This window comes from Bhargavaea sp. CC-171006 (assembly GCF_009761675.1).
GTDB classification, from domain to species: Bacteria; Bacillota; Bacilli; order Bacillales_A; family Planococcaceae; genus Bhargavaea; species Bhargavaea changchunensis.
This window is the reverse complement of the sequence record NZ_QUZH01000003.1, coordinates 195,357-213,396: the sequence shown is the minus strand read 5'-3', so window position 1 is coordinate 213,396 and position 18,040 is coordinate 195,357. Positions and strand designations below refer to the sequence as shown.

Annotated in this window: 16 protein-coding genes; 11 read left to right on the top strand and 5 right to left on the bottom strand. The window is 52.0% G+C overall.

Annotated elements, in window-relative coordinates:
- Positions 1-66 precede the first annotated feature (66 nt).
- Together DZC51_RS01385 and hpaB are read right to left on the bottom strand one after the other, a co-directional pair.
- A complete protein-coding gene (locus tag DZC51_RS01385; protein WP_157293563.1) occupies positions 67-558 on the bottom strand; it encodes a hypothetical protein in 492 nt (163 codons plus the stop codon).
- 18 nt (positions 559-576) lie between these two features.
- Positions 577-2,028 (bottom strand): 4-hydroxyphenylacetate 3-monooxygenase, oxygenase component, encoded by a 1,452-nt coding sequence (gene hpaB / locus DZC51_RS01380; RefSeq protein ID WP_157293562.1) that lies wholly within the window; start codon positions 2,026-2,028, stop codon positions 577-579.
- A 254-nt stretch (positions 2,029-2,282) separates the two neighbouring features.
- Here hpaB and DZC51_RS01375 point away from each other — a divergent pair, with 254 nt between their 5' ends.
- The gene (locus DZC51_RS01375; RefSeq protein WP_157293561.1) at positions 2,283-3,335 is read left to right on the top strand and encodes a YkvI family membrane protein; all 1,053 of its coding nucleotides are present in this window, start codon (positions 2,283-2,285) and stop codon (positions 3,333-3,335) included.
- A 45-nt stretch (positions 3,336-3,380) separates the two neighbouring features.
- On the opposite strand, the gene DZC51_RS01370 is transcribed toward DZC51_RS01375, so the two are convergent.
- On the bottom strand, positions 3,381-3,758 hold the full coding sequence (locus tag DZC51_RS01370) for a cytochrome-c oxidase (protein WP_157293560.1): 378 nt from the start codon (positions 3,756-3,758) through the stop codon (positions 3,381-3,383).
- Positions 3,759-3,965: 207 nt separating this feature from the next.
- Between DZC51_RS01370 and DZC51_RS01365 the strand changes: the two genes are divergently transcribed.
- Both DZC51_RS01365 and DZC51_RS01360 read left to right on the top strand, forming a co-directional pair.
- Entirely contained in the window at positions 3,966-4,658 is a 693-nt protein-coding gene (locus tag DZC51_RS01365; RefSeq protein WP_157293559.1) for an SDR family oxidoreductase, read from the top strand.
- Between the two features lie 224 nt (positions 4,659-4,882).
- Complete coding sequence (locus tag DZC51_RS01360) at positions 4,883-6,061, top strand: NAD(P)-dependent alcohol dehydrogenase (RefSeq protein WP_157293558.1); 1,179 nt, start codon at positions 4,883-4,885, stop codon at positions 6,059-6,061.
- Positions 6,062-6,142: 81 nt separating this feature from the next.
- On the opposite strand, the gene DZC51_RS01355 is transcribed toward DZC51_RS01360, so the two are convergent.
- Together DZC51_RS01355 and DZC51_RS01350 are read right to left on the bottom strand one after the other, a co-directional pair.
- A complete protein-coding gene (locus DZC51_RS01355; protein ID WP_157293557.1) occupies positions 6,143-6,859 on the bottom strand; it encodes a 3-ketoacyl-ACP reductase in 717 nt (238 codons plus the stop codon).
- A gap of 88 nt (positions 6,860-6,947) precedes the next feature.
- Positions 6,948-7,571: a LysE family translocator gene (locus DZC51_RS01350; protein ID WP_157293556.1), complete on the bottom strand. Its 624-nt coding sequence runs from the start codon at positions 7,569-7,571 to the stop codon at positions 6,948-6,950.
- Positions 7,572-7,686: 115 nt separating this feature from the next.
- Here DZC51_RS01350 and DZC51_RS01345 point away from each other — a divergent pair, with 115 nt between their 5' ends.
- From DZC51_RS01345 to DZC51_RS01310, 8 genes are all read left to right on the top strand, one after another.
- A complete protein-coding gene (locus DZC51_RS01345; protein ID WP_157293555.1) occupies positions 7,687-9,126 on the top strand; it encodes an aldehyde dehydrogenase family protein in 1,440 nt (479 codons plus the stop codon).
- Between the two features lie 352 nt (positions 9,127-9,478).
- Complete coding sequence (locus DZC51_RS01340; RefSeq protein WP_157293554.1) at positions 9,479-9,901, top strand: cupin domain-containing protein; 423 nt, start codon at positions 9,479-9,481, stop codon at positions 9,899-9,901.
- A 428-nt stretch (positions 9,902-10,329) separates the two neighbouring features.
- Positions 10,330-10,899: an alkyl hydroperoxide reductase subunit C gene (gene ahpC, locus DZC51_RS01335; RefSeq protein ID WP_157293553.1), complete on the top strand. Its 570-nt coding sequence runs from the start codon at positions 10,330-10,332 to the stop codon at positions 10,897-10,899.
- 11 nt (positions 10,900-10,910) lie between these two features.
- Positions 10,911-12,461, top strand: coding sequence for an alkyl hydroperoxide reductase subunit F (gene ahpF / locus DZC51_RS01330; protein ID WP_157293552.1), 1,551 nt, complete (start codon positions 10,911-10,913; stop codon positions 12,459-12,461).
- A gap of 357 nt (positions 12,462-12,818) precedes the next feature.
- Positions 12,819-15,284: a DUF2339 domain-containing protein gene (locus tag DZC51_RS01325; RefSeq protein ID WP_157293551.1), complete on the top strand. Its 2,466-nt coding sequence runs from the start codon at positions 12,819-12,821 to the stop codon at positions 15,282-15,284.
- 281 nt (positions 15,285-15,565) lie between these two features.
- A complete protein-coding gene (locus DZC51_RS01320; protein ID WP_157293550.1) occupies positions 15,566-16,267 on the top strand; it encodes an SDR family oxidoreductase in 702 nt (233 codons plus the stop codon).
- A gap of 89 nt (positions 16,268-16,356) precedes the next feature.
- Positions 16,357-16,872 carry a hypothetical protein gene (locus DZC51_RS01315; protein ID WP_157293549.1) on the top strand — a complete coding sequence of 172 codons (516 nt, stop codon included), beginning with the start codon at positions 16,357-16,359 and terminating at the stop codon, positions 16,870-16,872.
- A gap of 23 nt (positions 16,873-16,895) precedes the next feature.
- Positions 16,896-17,876 carry an MBL fold metallo-hydrolase gene (locus DZC51_RS01310; protein WP_157293548.1) on the top strand — a complete coding sequence of 327 codons (981 nt, stop codon included), beginning with the start codon at positions 16,896-16,898 and terminating at the stop codon, positions 17,874-17,876.
- The last annotated feature ends 164 nt before the right edge of the window (positions 17,877-18,040 follow it).

The following is an 18,040-nucleotide window of genomic DNA, read 5'->3' as shown; positions in this document are numbered from 1 at the left end:
GCAGAAATAGAGAAAGGGTAAGTGGGAAAAATCCCTCGGCAACCGGGAGCGGTCGCAGAGGGATAGTTATGACTCCAAACACAAAATAATGATCCGGTACGGCGTGGTCTGGGCGGGGATACCTCGGGTCGTGGGCCCATACGATACGATTAAGTCCCGGCCTCCCGGGTATCTTGTAAAGAGCTGACCATTCGTCAATAAGAGTTGAGTGTATTGAGACAAATTCAGTTTTAATTCTCCATCGCTGCTAAGCAGCTGATCGTCGAAGTGATCGACTTTTATATTCTGATCCGGCTGCTCTCTGACCATGACAATCGCTTGATATTGGGGAGGGTAGATCAGAATCACCGGCAGGTCTCCATTAAAATAGCCGGTTACGCGGTCTCCCACACGAATGATTTCATGGTCCACGAAGTAAGTGGAGGGGGAGACTATGAAATTCACGATCGTACCCATTTCATTTTCCAGTGTAAATAATTTATTGCACCCTTCACTGAAGCCGGGATTAAAATCACTGATCACCGTGACCGTTCCTTGAAAGGAATGAAAGTTAGTCATTTGACGCTCCTTAACCGATTATTGATGATCGTTCAGGTGCAAAAATTCACTGACGGCATTTACATACGGATCTTTAGGAAAGTCCTTATAGAACTGGCTGGCGAGCCGGACAGGGTCCCCAAAAAAGTAGCGTTCGTATTGCGTTTCCCTCGTTCCGAACGAACTCATCGTCAAATCCCAGGCCAGCCGGAAGACTTTGACCCGATCTTCTGCTGACTTGGTCGCCCCCTGAAGGTACAGATCAAGATCCTTTCTGATACTCGACTGAAACGCGTTTTCGGTCGGCAACGTAATCATTCCGCTGGCCCCCATGATCTGGACGATCTCTGTGAAGCGGGGATACAATTTGGGGAAGATCACACCGGCCGCATTCAATGGGATCACATCGGGGCGCATGACCCCAAATTCATCCAGGGAAGCGTGGTTTTCCGCTTTCTCCCGCAGCGCCCTCATCGTTTCCAGACCAATCATGATTTCAGTTATTTTTTCCTGGATATGCTGATAATCATTAACCTTGATGGTTTCGACCAGTAATTGTGCCACGCCTAAGATGAACTCCGTTTTGACAATCTGCCTCGTGATGACCTGATGTTTGGCAAACGCATGGAAAGAACTTTTTACAATAAACTCTTCAGCCACTTCGCCGTTGTTATAATAGAACACTCGATCCCAAGGAACCAATACATTGTCGAACACGACGATGGAATCGATTTCCTCAAATCGCGAACTTAGGGGGTGGTCGAAACGGGAGGAGCCTCCAATGAATGTGTCGCGGCAAATGAACCGTAACCCCTTTGTATTAGAGGGGATCGAGAACGCAAAAGCCTCGTCTTCATTAAATAAAAATCGGCCCACACTGAAAACCAATACTTCGTCGGTCAGTCCGCCTTGTGTAGCAAGGAGGCGTGCCCCTTTCACAACTATCCCATTATCCTTAACATCTACAACCTTTAATGCGATGGGTTCTTTGCTGTTTTCAATATAGATCTGGGAGCGGTTGACCTGTGGGCTGATAAACGTATGAGTGAACGACAAATCCTTTTCCCTGGCGGTTTTATAAAAAGCGGTCAGGTTTTGCGGGAAGCAATTTTCCTTGCCCTCAAGAAAGCTGGCGGAAGAAGCAAAACTCATTAATACCGTGTTCAGGTAATCAGGGCTTCTGCCCATCATTCCGGACGTTTGCTTTGCCCACAGTTCCATCGCTTTCCGGCGTTTGATCAAATCCTCAATGCTTTTTGGCTGCATGTACGACAGCCCGATCCGATTTCCGGTGTCAGGTGACGGGAACGTCATGTCACTTTTGTGATTCGGGTTTATCTGAAAATCGTACAGAGCCGCTTTTTCCTGAAGTATCCCATTAAAGGCAGGATGTTCAGAGATAACCCCTTCAACTTTTTTGCCATCCAGCCACACTTCGTTCTTCAACTGATTGATCCGTTTCAGGTATTCAGTTCCGCCAATAGCCCCCACAAGTTCACTCCCATCTGTCATTTAAAGTTATGTAAGAAGCATTTGGGATGTGCGAAGCGGGAAACGCTTGATCGCCTGTTCTCATGGTATGCAGCCGTTCTTTGGGTTTATAACGGGCGTTGGGGAATCATGAAAAACCACGATTGAGAGATTTGAACTATTTGAATGTGGTCGTGTATTGTTAAACTAAAGGTAGGAACTCCGGGAATCGGCCGGATCTTACATCATACATAAGAGATAAATGGGGATTAAAAATGTTTAGGATTCTAAAAATCGCCGGCGCTTTTGTCGGCGTCATTGTGGGTGCAGGCTTTGCATCCGGACAAGAAATATTGCAGTACTTCACCAGTTTCGGTCTGAAGGGGATTTTGGGAGCGGTTCTGGCAACCGCGCTGTTTGCTTATCTTGGGATGACCCTGGCGAATATCGGGAGCCGTCTGAACGCAAAATCCCATAAAAACGCCATCTATGAAATCAGCGGACGCTACCTTGGCGTGATTGTGGATGCCATCATCATCTTCACTCTGTTCGGTGTCGGTGTCGTCATGATTGCTGGAGCGGGATCCACGCTCAACCAGCAGTTTGGCCTGCCTGTTTTTGTCGGCAGTCTGCTGATGACCGTCCTTGTGACGCTTGCCATGATGCTGAAGGTGGATAAAGTGATCGGCGTCATCGCGAGCATCACACCGTTTCTCCTGATTTTCATCGGCATCATTTCGGTGTATAGCCTGAGTACGATGGATACTTCGTTCGCCTCGCTCAACCCGGTTACGGAAAACCTGGAAAAATCGTTTCCGAACTGGTTCATCTCTGCCATCAACTATGTATCCTTTAACATCGCGGTCGGGGCTGGGATGGCGCTGCTGACAGGGGGATCTGAAAAGAGTGCTCGTGTCGCAGGGATCGGCGGCCTGCTCGGAGGGCTTGCCATCGGAATCATGATCATTCTTGGCCATCTGGCGATTTTCGCCAGGATCGAAACAGTGGCATCCTATGACCTTCCTTTACTGAAAATTGTAGAGGACATTTCACCGGTCCTTGCAATCCTGATGGCCATCGTCCTTTTCGGCATGATTTTCAACACGGCGCTGGGCATGTTCTACGGGTTTGTCGCCAGATTTTTCGAGATGGAGACAAAGAAAGCCCATATTGCGACTATCATCACACTGGCGATCGGTTTTGTCTTAAGCTTTGTCGGCTTCACGACTTTGGTTTCCAAGTTCTATTCCCTGATCGGGTATCTGGGGCTGTTCCTGATCTTCGCCCTGATCTATGCACCGTTCAAGCTGAAGCGGGAAGGGAAATAAAATCATTAAAAAACCTCCTCGGCTGTTGAGGAGGTTTTTTGGTGTTTACGCCTGCCGTTTCGGCATGTTGCGAAGAACGTTGAATCCGAAGCAGAATATCCCGATCAGTGTTGCCAGGCCGCCAAATGTTGCGATCGGGAAGAAGATTGGATGCACGCCCAGAATGGCCAGGGCAATGGCAATCATCATGACCGGCAAACCGATATTATGGAGCCAGAAATGGTATTTCGCCAAAGCATTATTTTCAAGGTTCGGGTATAGGTGATAAATGATGCCGATCAGTGCAAGGGACATCCAGCCCAATAAGTTCACGTGAACGTGGACGGAGGTCAGGGCAAAGACATGGGTGAATGACATATAAAGTCCAAAGGAAATCCCGATCATGAAGTAGACAACAGAGATTTTAAGGAAGGTCGTTCCCAACGATATCCTCCTTTCCAGCAGACTTTAGGCCGACAAGGAGACGGGGATTCCGTCTTTTGTCTTAGGTCACTCTATGTGTACCAGATGCGGAATATGACATAAGGCGACATTCATCGTGTCAGGCAGATTCCTCGTTTGCCGGACTTGTCCTGTCTCTTCTTGTAAGATAGGGGATGGTGGAAATCCTGACAGAAGGACGTGAATAATGTGAATGAATCAGTTGTGGTGATCACAGGTGCCGGAAGCGGGCTCGGGGCTTCCCTGGCCAGAAGGTACTCGGATGCCGGAAGCCATGTGTGCCTGCTTGGCCGGACAAGATCAAAGCTGGAGCGGACAGCGGGTGAACTGACAGGCAACTATACGATCCATGATGTGGACGTATCTTCAAAAGAAGAGGTCGACCGGGTATTCCGTGATATCGCAGAAACCTGCGGCCCTGTCGATCTGCTGATTAACAATGCCGGTATCGGCGTTTTCGACCTTGCAGAAAACCTGGATGAATCCGCCGTCCATCAGATGATCGACATTAACCTGAAAGGGACAATCTTTTGTTCCCAGGCGGTTTTGCCGGGGATGAAAAAAAGGGATCAGGGCATGATCGCCAATATCGTCTCGACTGCCGGCCTTGACGGGAAAGCGACTGAAACCGTTTATTCCGCGAGCAAGTTCGGTGTCCGGGGCTTTACGGAAAGTCTGCATCTGGAATTGGCGGAAAGCCGTGTACGAATTTTTGCAGCCTATATGGGCGGGATGAAGTCGGAGTTCTGGGACGGCATCTATACAAAGGAGCAAATTTCAAACCTCATGGACACGGATGATGTCGCAGACATCATCATCGGGAACATCAAGGCCCGCAGAAACCTGAATGTAAAGGAAATCGTGATCAAAAACAGTCTCTGATGCTGAAGCCTTTGGAATAAGCCCCCCTTGCCAACACTTCACAGTTGGCAAGGGGGGCTTGCTGTTGTTCATTTTTTGATGTCCATTCTTGCAGCTTCGGTTCGAATAAAAGAGAATACTGCAACTAGTTAATAGAATCATTTGAATATTGTTTTAAATATGATAATCTGGAGGCAGCGATGTCCGGATACCGGTCATCAGCACACCAATTAGGGGGCGTTCGTTTGAAAGCAGTAACGGAAGCAGTCAGCAGTATCGGAAAAGAATTGGATCTGACAGTAACCGCTGCGGTAGTGAACAAGCCGAACGAAGATTACCAACTGGAAGAACTGAAGCTCGGAAAATTGTATCCCGATGAAGTGCTCGTCAAACTCGTTGCAACCGGCATGTGCCATTCAGATGAGGCATTGCGTGTAGGTGATGCGGAAGTACCGTTGCCTATGGTGTTGGGTCATGAAGGCGCAGGGATCATCGAGGAGGTCGGCAGTGCCGTAAAAGGGTTTAAGCCAGGTGACCAAGTGATCATGGCCTACAATTACTGCGGAACCTGCCCGAACTGCCGGACAGGCCATGTGTCTTCCTGCAAGGAATGGGTCAACCTGAACATGTCAGGTGCCCGCGCCGACGGCACGTATACGTTCTACAAAGAAGACGGGACACCGGTTTCGAACTTCTTCTTCCAAAGCTCGTTCTCCACACATACCATCACGAACGCCAACAACCTGATTAAAGTGTCGGATGACACGGATCTTCGTCTGGTCGGTCCGCTCGGCTGCGGCCTGCTGACGGGCTTCGGAACAGTCGTCAACGGCCTGAAGCCGGAGACTTCTTCATCCATTGCCGTGTTCGGAACGGGAGCGGTCGGTATCGGTACCCTCCTGGCCGGAAAGATCGAAGGCTGTTCGACCGTCATTGCGATCGACATCCATGATTCCCGGCTGGAGCTGGCAAAAGAACTGGGTGCCACTCATACGATCAATAGCCGGACGGAAAACCTTGCGGAGCGGATTGCAGAAATCACTGGCGGTAATGGAGTGGACTACTCCGTCGATACGACGGGCGTAACTGCCGTCATGAAAGCGGCGATCGATGTGCTTGCGATTGGCGGTGTTACGGCTCCTGTCGCCGTGACACCGAATTCCGTGGAACTCAATACGTTCATGGACCTTGTACTGGGCAACCGGAAACTGGTCGGCATCCTGATGGGCGATGCCGTGCCACAGCTTGCTGTGCCTAAATTGATCGAGTATCACAAAGAAGGCAAGTTCCCGTATGAAAAGCTCATGAAGTTTTATAAGTTCAGCGAAATCAACCAAGCCACAGCTGATTCCAACAGCGGCGAGACGATCAAGCCGGTGCTGATCATTGATGAAAACTACCGGAAGGATCAGCCGCTGGTATAAGGGATTTTTGAGTGCTGAATAGGACAAGACCCCCTCTCAACTGAGTTCAGTTGAAGAGGAGGTCTTGATGAAGTGCGGGTTTTATGGGTTCGTCGACCAGAGGCCGGCATGTTTCAGGACGACACGAGGGTGCAGTTTCAGCTGGGCCACCATCAGATCGGCCAGGTCTTCAGGCTGCATGACTTTTTCCGGGTTGCCGTCAGTCAGGTTCAGCTCGACCGCCATGTCCGTGGCGACCGTGCTCGGTGTAAGAGTCGTCACACGGATGTTTTTCTTGCGGACTTCGAGCATCAGAGACTCGCTCATGCCGATGACGGCAGCTTTGGAAGCTGAATAGGCGCTTGTCAACGGCGCACCCTTCTGGCCGGCGGTGGAGGAGATGTTGATGATGTCGCCGGTGTTCCGCTCCAGCATTTCAGGGAGTACGGCGCGCGTGGTGTAGTAGACGCCTTTCACATTGACGTCGATGATCTTGGTCCATTCCTCGGGTGTCAGATCCATGAATCCGCCGAACTTCGAAATGCCGGCGTTGTTGACGAGGATATCGATCGGGCCGAGTTCACCCCGGATTGATTCAACTGCAGCTGTAACGGATTCCAGATCCGATATGTCTGCCGCCGCAAATGCGACCTTTACATCGTATTCTTTCAGCTCTTCTGCTACATTCTGAAGGTTTTCGGGAGTGCGGCCGACAAGACCGACATGGATGCCTTCTTTTGCGAAAGCGATGGCGGTTGCACGGCCGATTCCGCGGCCTGCACCGGTGATGAGTGCCACTTTACCTGAGATGGTTTGCATAGGTGTTGCTCCTCTCCAAATGTGATGCGAACAAACTAAAGTGTACGATACCGGGCTTTTGTGTGGTTAGTTAAATGCCTGTCGGCAATCATTTCCCGCCAAGCGCCAGCCGCAGCCCAATCAGCGTGAACAGGCCGCCCTGAATCAGGTTCATCCTTCTGGATAGCGATGGATTCTTGCGGATCAGCACGCCGACCTTGCCGGCAAAAAGGCTGATCAGTGAAAAGATGACAAACGCCTGAATCAGGAAGACAAGGCCGAGAGTCAGCATCTGCAGCTGGACATTACCGCTCCCGCTTGCGATGAACTGTGGCAGCAGGGCAAGGAAGAACAGAGAAACTTTCGGATTCAGCAGATTCATGATCAGCCCTTTTTTGTACAGCGAGCTGTAATCCAACGCCGTCCCGCTTTCAAGTTTCAGGGTGGTGTCCTTTGCTTTAAATGACTGATAGGCCAGGTACAGCAAGTAAGCGGCGCCAGCGTACTTCACGACCGAAAAAGCGAAGGCCGACTGATAAATCAGGGCAGACAAGCCGATCACCGCGGCAGCGATATGTACGAGCAGGCCCGTGCAGAGGCCAAGCGTTGTCCAGATTCCTGCCAGTTTCCCGCTGGCAATGCTCTGGGCCAATGTGAACAGGTTATCCGGCCCGGGCATGAGGGTCAGTACGACGGCGGCACCCAGAAATGAAAGAATTAGTACCAGGTCCATTCTTTGTCCTCCTGTTCATGAAATCAATAGCTTGTTGGGTTAAACGTTAGTCTCTTCTCAATTCTACGGCATTTTTAGGGAATATTGCACGACCGAATAGAAAGGGGAATGGAATATGCGTACACACTTAAAACACTTTATTAATGGGGAATGGGTGGACTCAACCGGTTCGGAAACGATTGATGTCATCAACCCGGCGACTGAAGAAGTGATCGGGCAGATCAGTAATGGAACAATAGAAGATCTCGACAAAGCAGTCGCAGCAGCCCGTGCAGCTTTCCCGGCATTTTCAAGAACAACAAAAGAAGAACGCATCGACCTGCTGAACCGGATTGCAGATGAATACGAAAAGCGGAAAGACGATATTGTTGAAGTGATTACCGAAGAATTGGGCGCACCTCTTTCAATCAGTGAAAAAGTCCATTACACGCTGGGGCTGGCACATTACCGCCAGGCAGCAAAAGAGCTGGAAACCTTTGAATTTACCGAGACACGCGGCGGTAAGGTGATCCGCAAAGAGGCGATCGGCGTATCCGGCCTGATCACACCATGGAATTTCCCGACAAACCAGGCTTCTACAAAGATTGCCAGTGCTTTTGCAGCAGGATCGACTGTCGTGTTAAAACCATCTGAGCTTACACCGTTCGCGGCCATTATTCTCGCGGAGATTTTCCAGGCGGCAGGCGTCCCGAAAGGTGTCTTTAACCTTGTAAACGGTAACGGAGAAGTGGTTGGCAATGGCATCAGTTCGCACCCTGATATCGACTTTGTATCCTTTACGGGATCGGGTCCGGTCGGCCAGAAGATCACCGAGAATGCTGCGAAACATATCAAAAAGGTTGCACTGGAGTTAGGCGGAAAATCCCCTATGGTCATCCTTGATGACTATGACACGAAGAAAGCAGCGAAAATCGCCGTTTCCGCTCTTGTGCTGAATTCCGGCCAAGTCTGCTCCGCAGCCACAAGGACGCTTGTCCCGAAATCAAAGCTCGAGGAATTCACCGAAGCGGTGAAAGAGGTATTGCCGAACTTCCCGGTTGGCGATCCGCAAAATGAAACCAACTTCATGGGTCCGCTCGTGTCCGAGAAACAATTTAACCGGGTCCAGGGGTATATCGAGAAAGGGCTGGAAGAAGGCGCGACTCTTGTCGTCGGCGGGACCGGAAAACCGGATGGGCTTGATCAGGGCTACTATGTAAAGCCGACCGTGTTTACAAATGTGAAAAATGACATGGTCATCGCCCAAGAAGAGATTTTCGGACCGGTGATGTCGATCATCACTTATGACGATCTGGATGAAGCGATCGAAATCGCCAATGATACTGTTTATGGATTAGCCGGTTATGTAGTCGGTGAAGACGAAGAAAAAGTGGAGAAAGTCGCATCCTCCATCCGTGCCGGCCTGATCACCATCAACGATGCTCCATTTGATTTCTCTGCATCATTCGGAGGCTATAAGCAATCCGGTATAGGCCGGGAATGGGGAGTCTTTGGAATCGAGGAATACCTGGAGATCAAATCTGTAGTCGGTGTTCGGGTGGGAGTTCCTTCCTAACAAGGGTTCGAGGATATCAACAAGGCGGCTTCTGATGCGGTGAACGGGATTACCATTAAACCGGTTATGATCATTGATGAAGAATACCGGAAAGAAGATCCTGTTGAATATGTTGGTTGAAGATAGCTGCATACTGGTTTTCATTAAGAATCCGGTCCGGAAGTTATTTTTCCGGACCGGATTTTCGTTTCGGGGATAAATTGTCTGTACGTTGAGTAAGACGACGTGGTTTTTGGACATGAAGAATAGTTATTCCAGTCAATGGCGATACAAGCCACAAGTATTGGTCTGTTTCAGTTGATGTAAAGAAGTGAATACTAAGGATGTAAAAGTAGACAAGGAGGAGAAGCAGATGACCATCGACTTCAAAGACCATGGAAAAGAACCGTACGTATTCAATATTGAAGACGCAACATTGGAAAATGAAAATTTCCGCACGACGATCTGGACAGGGGAAAAGCTTCAGGTGACACTGATGACGATTCCTCCTGGTGACGATATCGGATTGGAAATCCACAGGGGGATCGATCAGTTCCTGCGCGTCGAAAGCGGAAAGGGGCTGTGCCAGATGGGACCATCAAAGGAGAATCTGGATTTCGAGAAGGAAGTCAATGCGGAAGATGTCATCCTCGTTCCGGCTGACACCTGGCACAACGTGACGACCCTGGGAGACGAGCCGCTGAAAATTTACTCCATTTATGCGGGCCCTGACCATAAGCCCGGCACTGTCCATAAAACTCACGAAGACGCGGAAAATGATCCGGATGAACATTAATTGAAAAGCGTGCCGTCCTCAACCGGGGGCGGCATTCTTTGTGCAGGGCTATTTTTCTTGTAAGGGCAGGACGCTCTGAGTGCCAATTCCATATGTTTTATATGATGAAGAGAGAGAAGTAATTATCGCAACTAATGATAAAATATTGTGTATTTTGAGAAAACTATCCTGTTCAAATTAACGGCTCAGAGGTTAAAGAAGCTTGAACCTGTTCATTAAGAAGGTTTTGATGGACATGAAGATCCGGCCCTCACTCAACAGTTTGAATAATTTGTGTCATTCGGGAAAAGAATAGGTTATCGGTTGACTAAAGAGCCGGTTCATATAATAATGAGTATGTAATTAGAATTATTATAGTTAAGTAAGCAAGCTGCGATTCAGGCAATGCCGAACAACTATAAAATACATACCAACAGGAGGAATTATAAATGTCTCTTATCGGAAAAACAATTGAGCCATTCAAGGCAAACGCGTACAACGCAGGCACAGGCGAATTCATCGAGGTAACAGACGAAAACATGAAGGGCAAATGGAGCATCGTATGCTTCTACCCGGCTGACTTCACTTTCGTATGCCCGACTGAACTGAGCGACCTGCAAAAAGAATATGCGACACTGAAGGACCTTGGTGTGGAAGTTTACTCGGTTTCCTGCGATACGCACTTCACACACAAAGCTTGGCACGACCACTCCGATGCGATCAGCACTTTGGAATATATCATGATCGGTGACCCTTCCCAGAAGATCTCCCGCGGCTTCGACGTTCTCGACGAAGAAGAAGGCCTCGCACAGCGCGGCACATTCATCATCGACCCGGATGGCGTCGTACAGGCGGCTGAAATCAACGCTGACGGCATCGGCCGTGATGCAAGCACACTCGTAAACAAAATCAAAGCGGCTCAATACGTCCGCAACAACCCAGGCGAAGTATGCCCTGCGAAATGGCAGGAAGGCGAAGAAACACTGAAGCCTAGCCTTGACCTCGTAGGCAAAATTTAAGGAGCGATCACATGGCACTTGATGCACAGATCAAGCAGCAGCTTGCACAGTATCTCGAACTGATGGAAGGCGATGTCGTCCTTAAAGTCAGCGCGGGAACCGATAAAGCATCCCAGGAAATGACGGCTCTGACCGATGAGCTGACAGCCATGTCGTCCCGCATCAAAGTGGAACAGGCTGAGCTGGAACGGACACCAAGCTTCAGCGTGAACCGTCCGGGCGAAGAATCCGGCATCGTCTTTTCCGGCACGCCGCTCGGCCATGAATTCACTTCACTTGTCCTTGCGCTTCTTCAGGTAAGCGGCCGGGCGCCAAAAGTGGATGAAAAAGTGGTCAAGCAAGTGAAGAACATCAAGGATGAGCTTCATTTCGTTTCCTATATCAGCCTGACTTGCCAGAACTGTCCTGAAGTGGTCCAGGCGCTCAACACGATGAGTGTCCTGAACCCGAACATCACGCATACGATGGTCGACGGAGCGGTGTTCAAGGAAGAAGTCGAAAGCAAGAACATCATGGCTGTACCTACCGTTTACCTGAACGGCGAGCCGTTCACAAACGGACGCAAGACAATCGAGGAAATCCTCGCGGAACTCGGAAGCACTGCAGACGCTTCCGAATTCGAAGACAAAGAACCGTTTGACGTCCTCGTCGTCGGCGGGGGCCCTGCAGGCGCGAGCGCAGCAATCTACGCGGCGCGCAAGGGCATCCGTACGGGTGTCGTCGCCGAGCGTTTCGGCGGACAGATCCTGGATACGGCAGCAATCGAGAACTTCATCAGTGTGAAGCACACCGAAGGGCCGAAGCTCGCAGCAAGCCTTGAAGAGCATGTCAAGGAGTACAATGTCGACGTGATGAATCTTCAGCGAGCGAAGCGCCTCGAGAAAAAAGACCTCGTCGAGATCGAGCTGGAAAACGGAGCGGTCCTCAAGAGCAAGACCGTGATCCTCGCGACAGGCGCACGCTGGCGCAACATCGGCGTGCCGGGCGAAGCGGAATTCCGGAACAAAGGCGTGGCCTACTGCCCGCACTGTGACGGCCCGCTGTTTGAAGGCAAAGACGTCGCGGTCGTCGGCGGCGGCAACTCCGGAATCGAGGCGGCGATCGACCTCGCCGGCATCACAAACCATGTGACGGTCCTCGAGTTCGGTTCTGAGCTGAGGGCGGATTCCGTCCTCCAGGACCGCCTGTACAGCCTGCCGAACGTGACGGTCGTGAAAAACGCCCAGACGACGGAAATCACCGGTACCGATAAGGTGAACGGAATTTCCTATATCGACCGGGAAACCGGCGAAGAAAAGCATGTCGAACTGTCGGGCGTCTTTGTCCAGATCGGCCTTGTGCCGAACACGGACTGGCTCGGCGACTCAGTTGAGCGCAACAGGGCCGGCGAGATCATGGTCGACAAGCGCGGCGCAACGAATGTGCCGGGCGTGTTCGCGGCGGGAGACTGCTCGGACAGCGCGTTCAAGCAAATCATCATCTCGATGGGCGCGGGCGCAACCGCATCCTTGAGTGCGTTCGATTACATCGTCCGTAGCCAGGTCGAGACGGTCAAAGCATAATAATGAATGGGGAGCAGGTTCCTTGTGAACCTGCTCTTTTTTTGTTGGGGAAGCAAATACAAATGCTCTTGTACACTCGTTGACTCTGCCTGGACTCTCAGGTGCGTTGCCTGGACACTCGTTGACTCTGCCTGTACTCTCAGAATCGCTACTTGTACACTCGTTGTCTTTGCCTGTACTCTCAAGCCCGGTACCTGGACACTCACTGCCTCCATGCAAAATACTGTGCCATTTTTCGACACCCCTCTTCCGGAACAGACGGAATTCCGATACAGTGGAAAAAGAAGGCCGGTTTGAAACCATTTCCCGGCAAAAGCGTATTAGATAGAACACAACAGAAGAAAAGGGGGTGCCCCCGTGAATGATGAGATGAAGGAACTGCTGAAGCGCCTCGCCGGAATGGAAGAAGAGATGCGGGCGATGCGGCAGGAGCTGAAGTCATTAAAAACCGGAGAGAATCGGACAGAAAAGCCGGGGCCATATGAAATGGAGGATGCCGATGCTTTGCCGGAGGAACAGCCTGCTCCGGCTGAGGAAGATGTACCGCTGAATAATTTGGAACCGGGAATTGACGAGACGGAGCCTGTTCCGGTCATTGAAGCTGATAAGGATTCTGAAACACCCGAAGAGGAACCGGCCGTCGTGGAATCACCGGCAGATGAGCCGGAGAAGAATCCCGTACCCGCCCGCACACCAAGCCTGTCGGAGATGATGGCAAGCATCGGGCTAGGCGGTGCCAAGGACCCTGAAGCGGAAACGGAGAATACGGCGCAAGAAGAACCGGGGCCGTCCGTACCACCCGAACAACCGGAAACACCTAAAGAACCGCGAGAACCGCAAGAACCGCAAGACACCATGCCGCGCGGATCCTACGGCTGGCTTCGGCAGCCGGGGGAAGACATTCAGGAGCGGGAAGAAGCCAGACCTTCTCCGCCGCCCCCTCCGAAGCCGGTGTTCCAGGAACAGAAACCGTTTGACTTCGAGCGGCAGTTTGCCGTCTGGCTGCCGAGGGTGTTCATGGTCATCCTTCTGCTTGGGGTGCTATGGGGGCTCAAAGTCAGCTTCGACATGGGATGGATCACCGAGGGAGTCCGCGTTGTGCTTGGCTATCTAGCGTCCATCCTGCTCGGCTATCTGGGCTACCGCTCCGTCCGGGATGCACGGCGCGGATTCGGCCTGACACTATGGGGCGGAACCATTGTACTGGGAATACTGACGACGTTCGCGGCAAATCAGCTTTACGGGTTCCTGCCCCTGATTCCGGCATTCCTCATCGGCATCGCCTATATTGCGGCAGGAATCTATGCGTCGATCCGGACAAACTCGGAGACCCTGACGGTGTTCACGGCGATTGCAGGTTTCCTCCTGCCGTTCCTCCTGGAGGGGGAGGGGGCGTCCGCGGTCATGTTCTGCGGCTATGTCCTGATCCTGTTTTTGTCGCTGTTTTACGTGTCAATCAGAAGCCGTCACCGGGTGACGTTCTATGCCCTGTTCCTTTTGTTTAATGTGACGCTTTATATGTATCTTCTGTTGGACGGTGCGCGCGGCGGGCATGAGAACATTGTTGCTGCCGCAGCGCTTATCCAGCACCTGGCGCTTTTGTTCTTTTATCTGAAGGGAAGCATCCCGAGGTTCATCTTCACGGAAGTGCTGTTGTATGTGAACTTTGCATTCGGCATCATGTGGATCATGCTGTTTGACGAACCGATCCTGCAAGTGGTGTACGGCGTGCTTGCGGTGCTTTATGCGGCACTGGCTGTCTATGCTTTCATGTTAAAGGACTCTTCTCTGCAGGATATCCTGTCGACTATGGCGGTGGCGGCTTCCGCGGTCTTTATCCTCAGTTTCCGGATGGAAGAACCGGCTGTGAAGCTAATGCTGCTGTTCGTGATCGGTTCTGCCGGAATCTGGGCTGGGCTCCGCTCCGGCGCCGTGCGGACGCTTGCCGTATCCGGCGCCCTATATGCGCTCGGAGCGCTGTCTGCGCTGTCGTTCGGCTGGTTCCGTGAGATATTCTCCACTGAACATGCGGTATGGCTCATGTTCATCGGCACACTGGCGCTCGTTTACGCGGCGTTCTACCAGCACCGGCCTGCATGGATCAAAACATCACAGATCGACGCCTCGCTGATCGCCGGGCAAATTGTTGTCCTGATCTACTTGTTCCGCCTGTCCGGAGTTGTCCTCCGGAATGCTGACGTTGCATTCGGAACGGAGTGGCACGTGAGGATCGGCATCGTCGGGTTGCTGGCATTCGGCAGCTACTTTCTTCACCGGTCGGCGCACGGCCGGTACGTGGCCGAGGCCGGGGCGATGGAGTTCATCACCCTCGGGGTCTTGCTCCTGTTCATGCCGATGACCGGCTGGCAGGGCGGAGGCTACTGGCTCAGCCTCGCAGTCAGCCTGCTGTTTGCGATCGGGGTGACCTATCTGTTCGTTCAAGCAATTCACGGACACATTGGCGCGAAGGGAAAGCTGGAAGTTCCCGCAGTTGCGTTCCTGCTTCAGCTCTTCTATTTCTTCCTGATGAACAAGTGGCTTTTCTCAGGGGTCAGGGAATTTGGCTGGCAGGACGAGACGGTACTTTTCGTCCACACATTCCTCCTCTTCCTGTTTGCATTTGTGTCAATCACTGCGGGCCGGAAGATGGACTGGAAAGCGGTGCGGATCGCAGGGTTCGCACTGCTTGGCTTCAGCTTCCTGAAACTGTTCATTGTCGACCTGGCTTCTGTCTCGGTCGTCATCCGGGCAGTTCTCTTCACAGCCGTCGGCGCAGCCGGCCTCATCTACTCGAGAACATTGCAGAAAGACGATGGAGAATAAGAAAAATCATCTGCTTCCGGATCACACCTCCGGAAGCTTTTTTTATTTCACTTAGCGGGGCAATTTCGTCATTCGCCCTCTTAATTCCGTCATTCCGCAGATCAATCTCATTATTAAGGCGACCAGTCCGGTTGAATGACGAGATTTTCGCTATGAATGCTGAGACCCGAAGGAGGAATGACGAAATCAAACTCATGAATGACGAAACCGTCCCTACATACGGGCAAGCTGTCTAAGCACAGCGTCCGCGGGTATAGAATGGGTGGATAGGAGGGGACAGAATGGATAACTTGAAAGGCAAGACAGCAGTGGTGACGGGCGCAAGCAGCGGAATCGGAAAGGCGATTGCCCGGCGGCTAGCCAAAGAGGGGATGAATGTCGTCCTGGCGGCGAGGAGCACCGAAAAGCTGACGGACGTGGAAGAGGAGATCAACAGCGGCGGCAGCGGCGAGGCGATCGCAGTGCCGACCGACATGGCCGACAAAGCGAGTGTAAGGGAACTCATCCAAAAGGCTGCAGAGGCATATGGTTCCGTCGATGTTCTCGTCAACAATGCCGGACAGATGCTTGCCGGGACTGTGCGCTCGGGAAAGACGGACGAGTGGGACAGCATGATTGACGTCAATATCAAGGGCGTGCTGTACGGAACGGATGCGGTCCTGCCAGGGATGATTGGGCGCGGGTCCGGCCATATCCTGAACATCGACTCCGTCTCGGGCCATGAGGTGACGAAGACGAGCACGGTCTACAGCGCGACGAAATTTGCGGTCCGCGCGATTTCGATGGGACTCGAGAAGGATCTGGCCCGCACCGGCGTCCGGGTGACCAATATCTCACCAGGCATGGTCGATACCCCGCTGATGGGTTCCAGGAGCGTCGACCGGAAGATCCTCGATCCGGAAAACATTGCGGATGCCATCGTCTACGCGCTTATTCAGCCGGCTCATGTCAATGTGAACGAAATCACGATCCGGCCGGTATAAAAGGCAGACAAAAGGGTTCTGAATTATTGAACTGTTCAATGCCTTTCCGTAAGATGGAAGGTGGGACAACATGTAAGGAGGCGGCCGGAATGTCGGATCCGACGATTTTTGAAAACCTCAAGGTCGCTTTTGAAAATCACTTATATAATCTCGACAATCTCGAGGGCAGGATTCTGGTCACGGGGCGGTCCGATTTAATGGACGTTGCAGACCTGTCACGGACACTCATCATCCGATTCGTCCGGACCGATCTGCCGGACATTCCGGTGGAAGTGGAATTGTCGGCATCAGCCAGTGATCTTGCAGGTGAGATTCTTGAGATCCCGGAGACGGAGCCCGGAGTGACGCTCCGTGTCCGGTTTGAAAAGCCGGTCACTGATCCCGCGGAACAATGCGAAAAGATTGGTGTTATCCTGACCGATTTGTGGGAGCGGGACATCCGGCTCACACAGACACTGAGCTTTGACTATCCCCAGGGGGAAAAGGGATGGACAAACCGGGTGGAGGCAGTTTTCAACACCCGTCTCGATGAGGATCACATGGGAGCCATCGGCGGATTTGCCGAATCGGTGATCGAAGCGGCGGGAAGGATGACAGAGATTTAGATGGAGGGGAAGGAAGTGGGGCAATGGCAGAAGCCATCAGACAACAGACATATACCATTTATCCGATCATTCAGCCGGGCATCTATCCGACACTGAAGACGATCAACTTCTATTTGATCAGGCGGCCTGAAGGACTCGCCCTGATTGATGCAGGCGTGGACACGGATGACTGCATGGAACGTTTTGAAGACACACTGAAGCAGGCAGGGGCGGACATCCGCGACCTGGATGCGATTTTGCTGACTCACCATCATGAGGACCATGTGGGGCTCGTTCCAAGGATTCTGGAGAAAAGGGACATCCCGGTCTACGCCCACAGGGATGCAGTCCCGAGGCTGCGCCTGGATAGAGAGTTTCTGGAGATGCGCCTCGCTTTCTTTAAACAGCTTTACATAGAGATGGGCGGCGGAGACAGGGGTGCCGAGCGCTTCACGAAGATGGAAGAGACTATCCGGAATTCGGCGCAAAATGCATTACGGACAGAAATCATCGAAATTGGAGAAGGGGACCGGCTTTTCGGCTTCGAGGTGATCGAGACACCGGGCCATTCCCCGGACAGCATCACGTTCCTGGACGCGGCCGGCCGGGTTGCTTTTACGGGAGATGTGCTGATCGACGGCTCCTCAGTCAATGCCATCATCGATCCCGCAGCAAATGGGAGCAGGCTCCCTTCGGTCAGCCAGCAGCGCCGGTCTCTCGAAAGACTGGTGAACCTCGGGGCGGACGTGCTTTACACGGGCCATCACGAACCGATCCGCAACACCGCCGGACTTGTCCGGGATCGGATCTCCAGAATGGACCGGAAGTGCGAAAAGCTATTGGGCCTGATCGGGAGCGGCATTACGGTCCCTGCAAAGCTGACCGAAACGTATTACAAGGATCTGTACAGGACACAATTCCCGCTTGTCATGTCGGAGATCATCGGACACCTGGACTACCTTGAGGAACAGGGCAAAATCTCAAAGTCCATGGAGGACGGAGTGTGGCATTATAAGCTTGCCTGACAACTATGGAAACATCCTATCAACTAGAGTCTTCTATTCTCATTGTGGTCCGCCGTCCGCAATTGCCGGGGATAAGTCAGATATTAGGTGGAGTTGAGGTTCAAATACACGTAGGCTGAGGGAAATAACCTTTTGACGGCTCAAATCGTTTGCAAGTTGGCCGG

Bases quoted from the DNA above. Each gene is read 5' to 3' on its own strand.
- DZC51_RS01315 (WP_157293549.1), top strand. From the start codon at position 16,357: ATGTCGGATCCGACGATTTTTGAAAACCTCAAGGTCGCTTTTGAAAAT.
- DZC51_RS01355 (WP_157293557.1), bottom strand. From the start codon at position 6,859: ATGCAAACCATCTCAGGTAAAGTGGCACTCATCACCGGTGCAGGCCGC.
- DZC51_RS01320 (WP_157293550.1), top strand. From the start codon at position 15,566: ATGGATAACTTGAAAGGCAAGACAGCAGTGGTGACGGGCGCAAGCAGC.
- DZC51_RS01350 (WP_157293556.1), bottom strand. From the start codon at position 7,571: ATGGACCTGGTACTAATTCTTTCATTTCTGGGTGCCGCCGTCGTACTG.
- ahpF (WP_157293552.1), top strand. From the start codon at position 10,911: ATGGCACTTGATGCACAGATCAAGCAGCAGCTTGCACAGTATCTCGAA.
- DZC51_RS01345 (WP_157293555.1), top strand. From the start codon at position 7,687: ATGCGTACACACTTAAAACACTTTATTAATGGGGAATGGGTGGACTCA.
- ahpC (WP_157293553.1), top strand. From the start codon at position 10,330: ATGTCTCTTATCGGAAAAACAATTGAGCCATTCAAGGCAAACGCGTAC.
- DZC51_RS01385 (WP_157293563.1), bottom strand. From the start codon at position 558: ATGACTAACTTTCATTCCTTTCAAGGAACGGTCACGGTGATCAGTGAT.
- DZC51_RS01310 (WP_157293548.1), top strand. From the start codon at position 16,896: ATGGCAGAAGCCATCAGACAACAGACATATACCATTTATCCGATCATT.
- DZC51_RS01340 (WP_157293554.1), top strand. From the start codon at position 9,479: ATGACCATCGACTTCAAAGACCATGGAAAAGAACCGTACGTATTCAAT.
- DZC51_RS01375 (WP_157293561.1), top strand. From the start codon at position 2,283: ATGTTTAGGATTCTAAAAATCGCCGGCGCTTTTGTCGGCGTCATTGTG.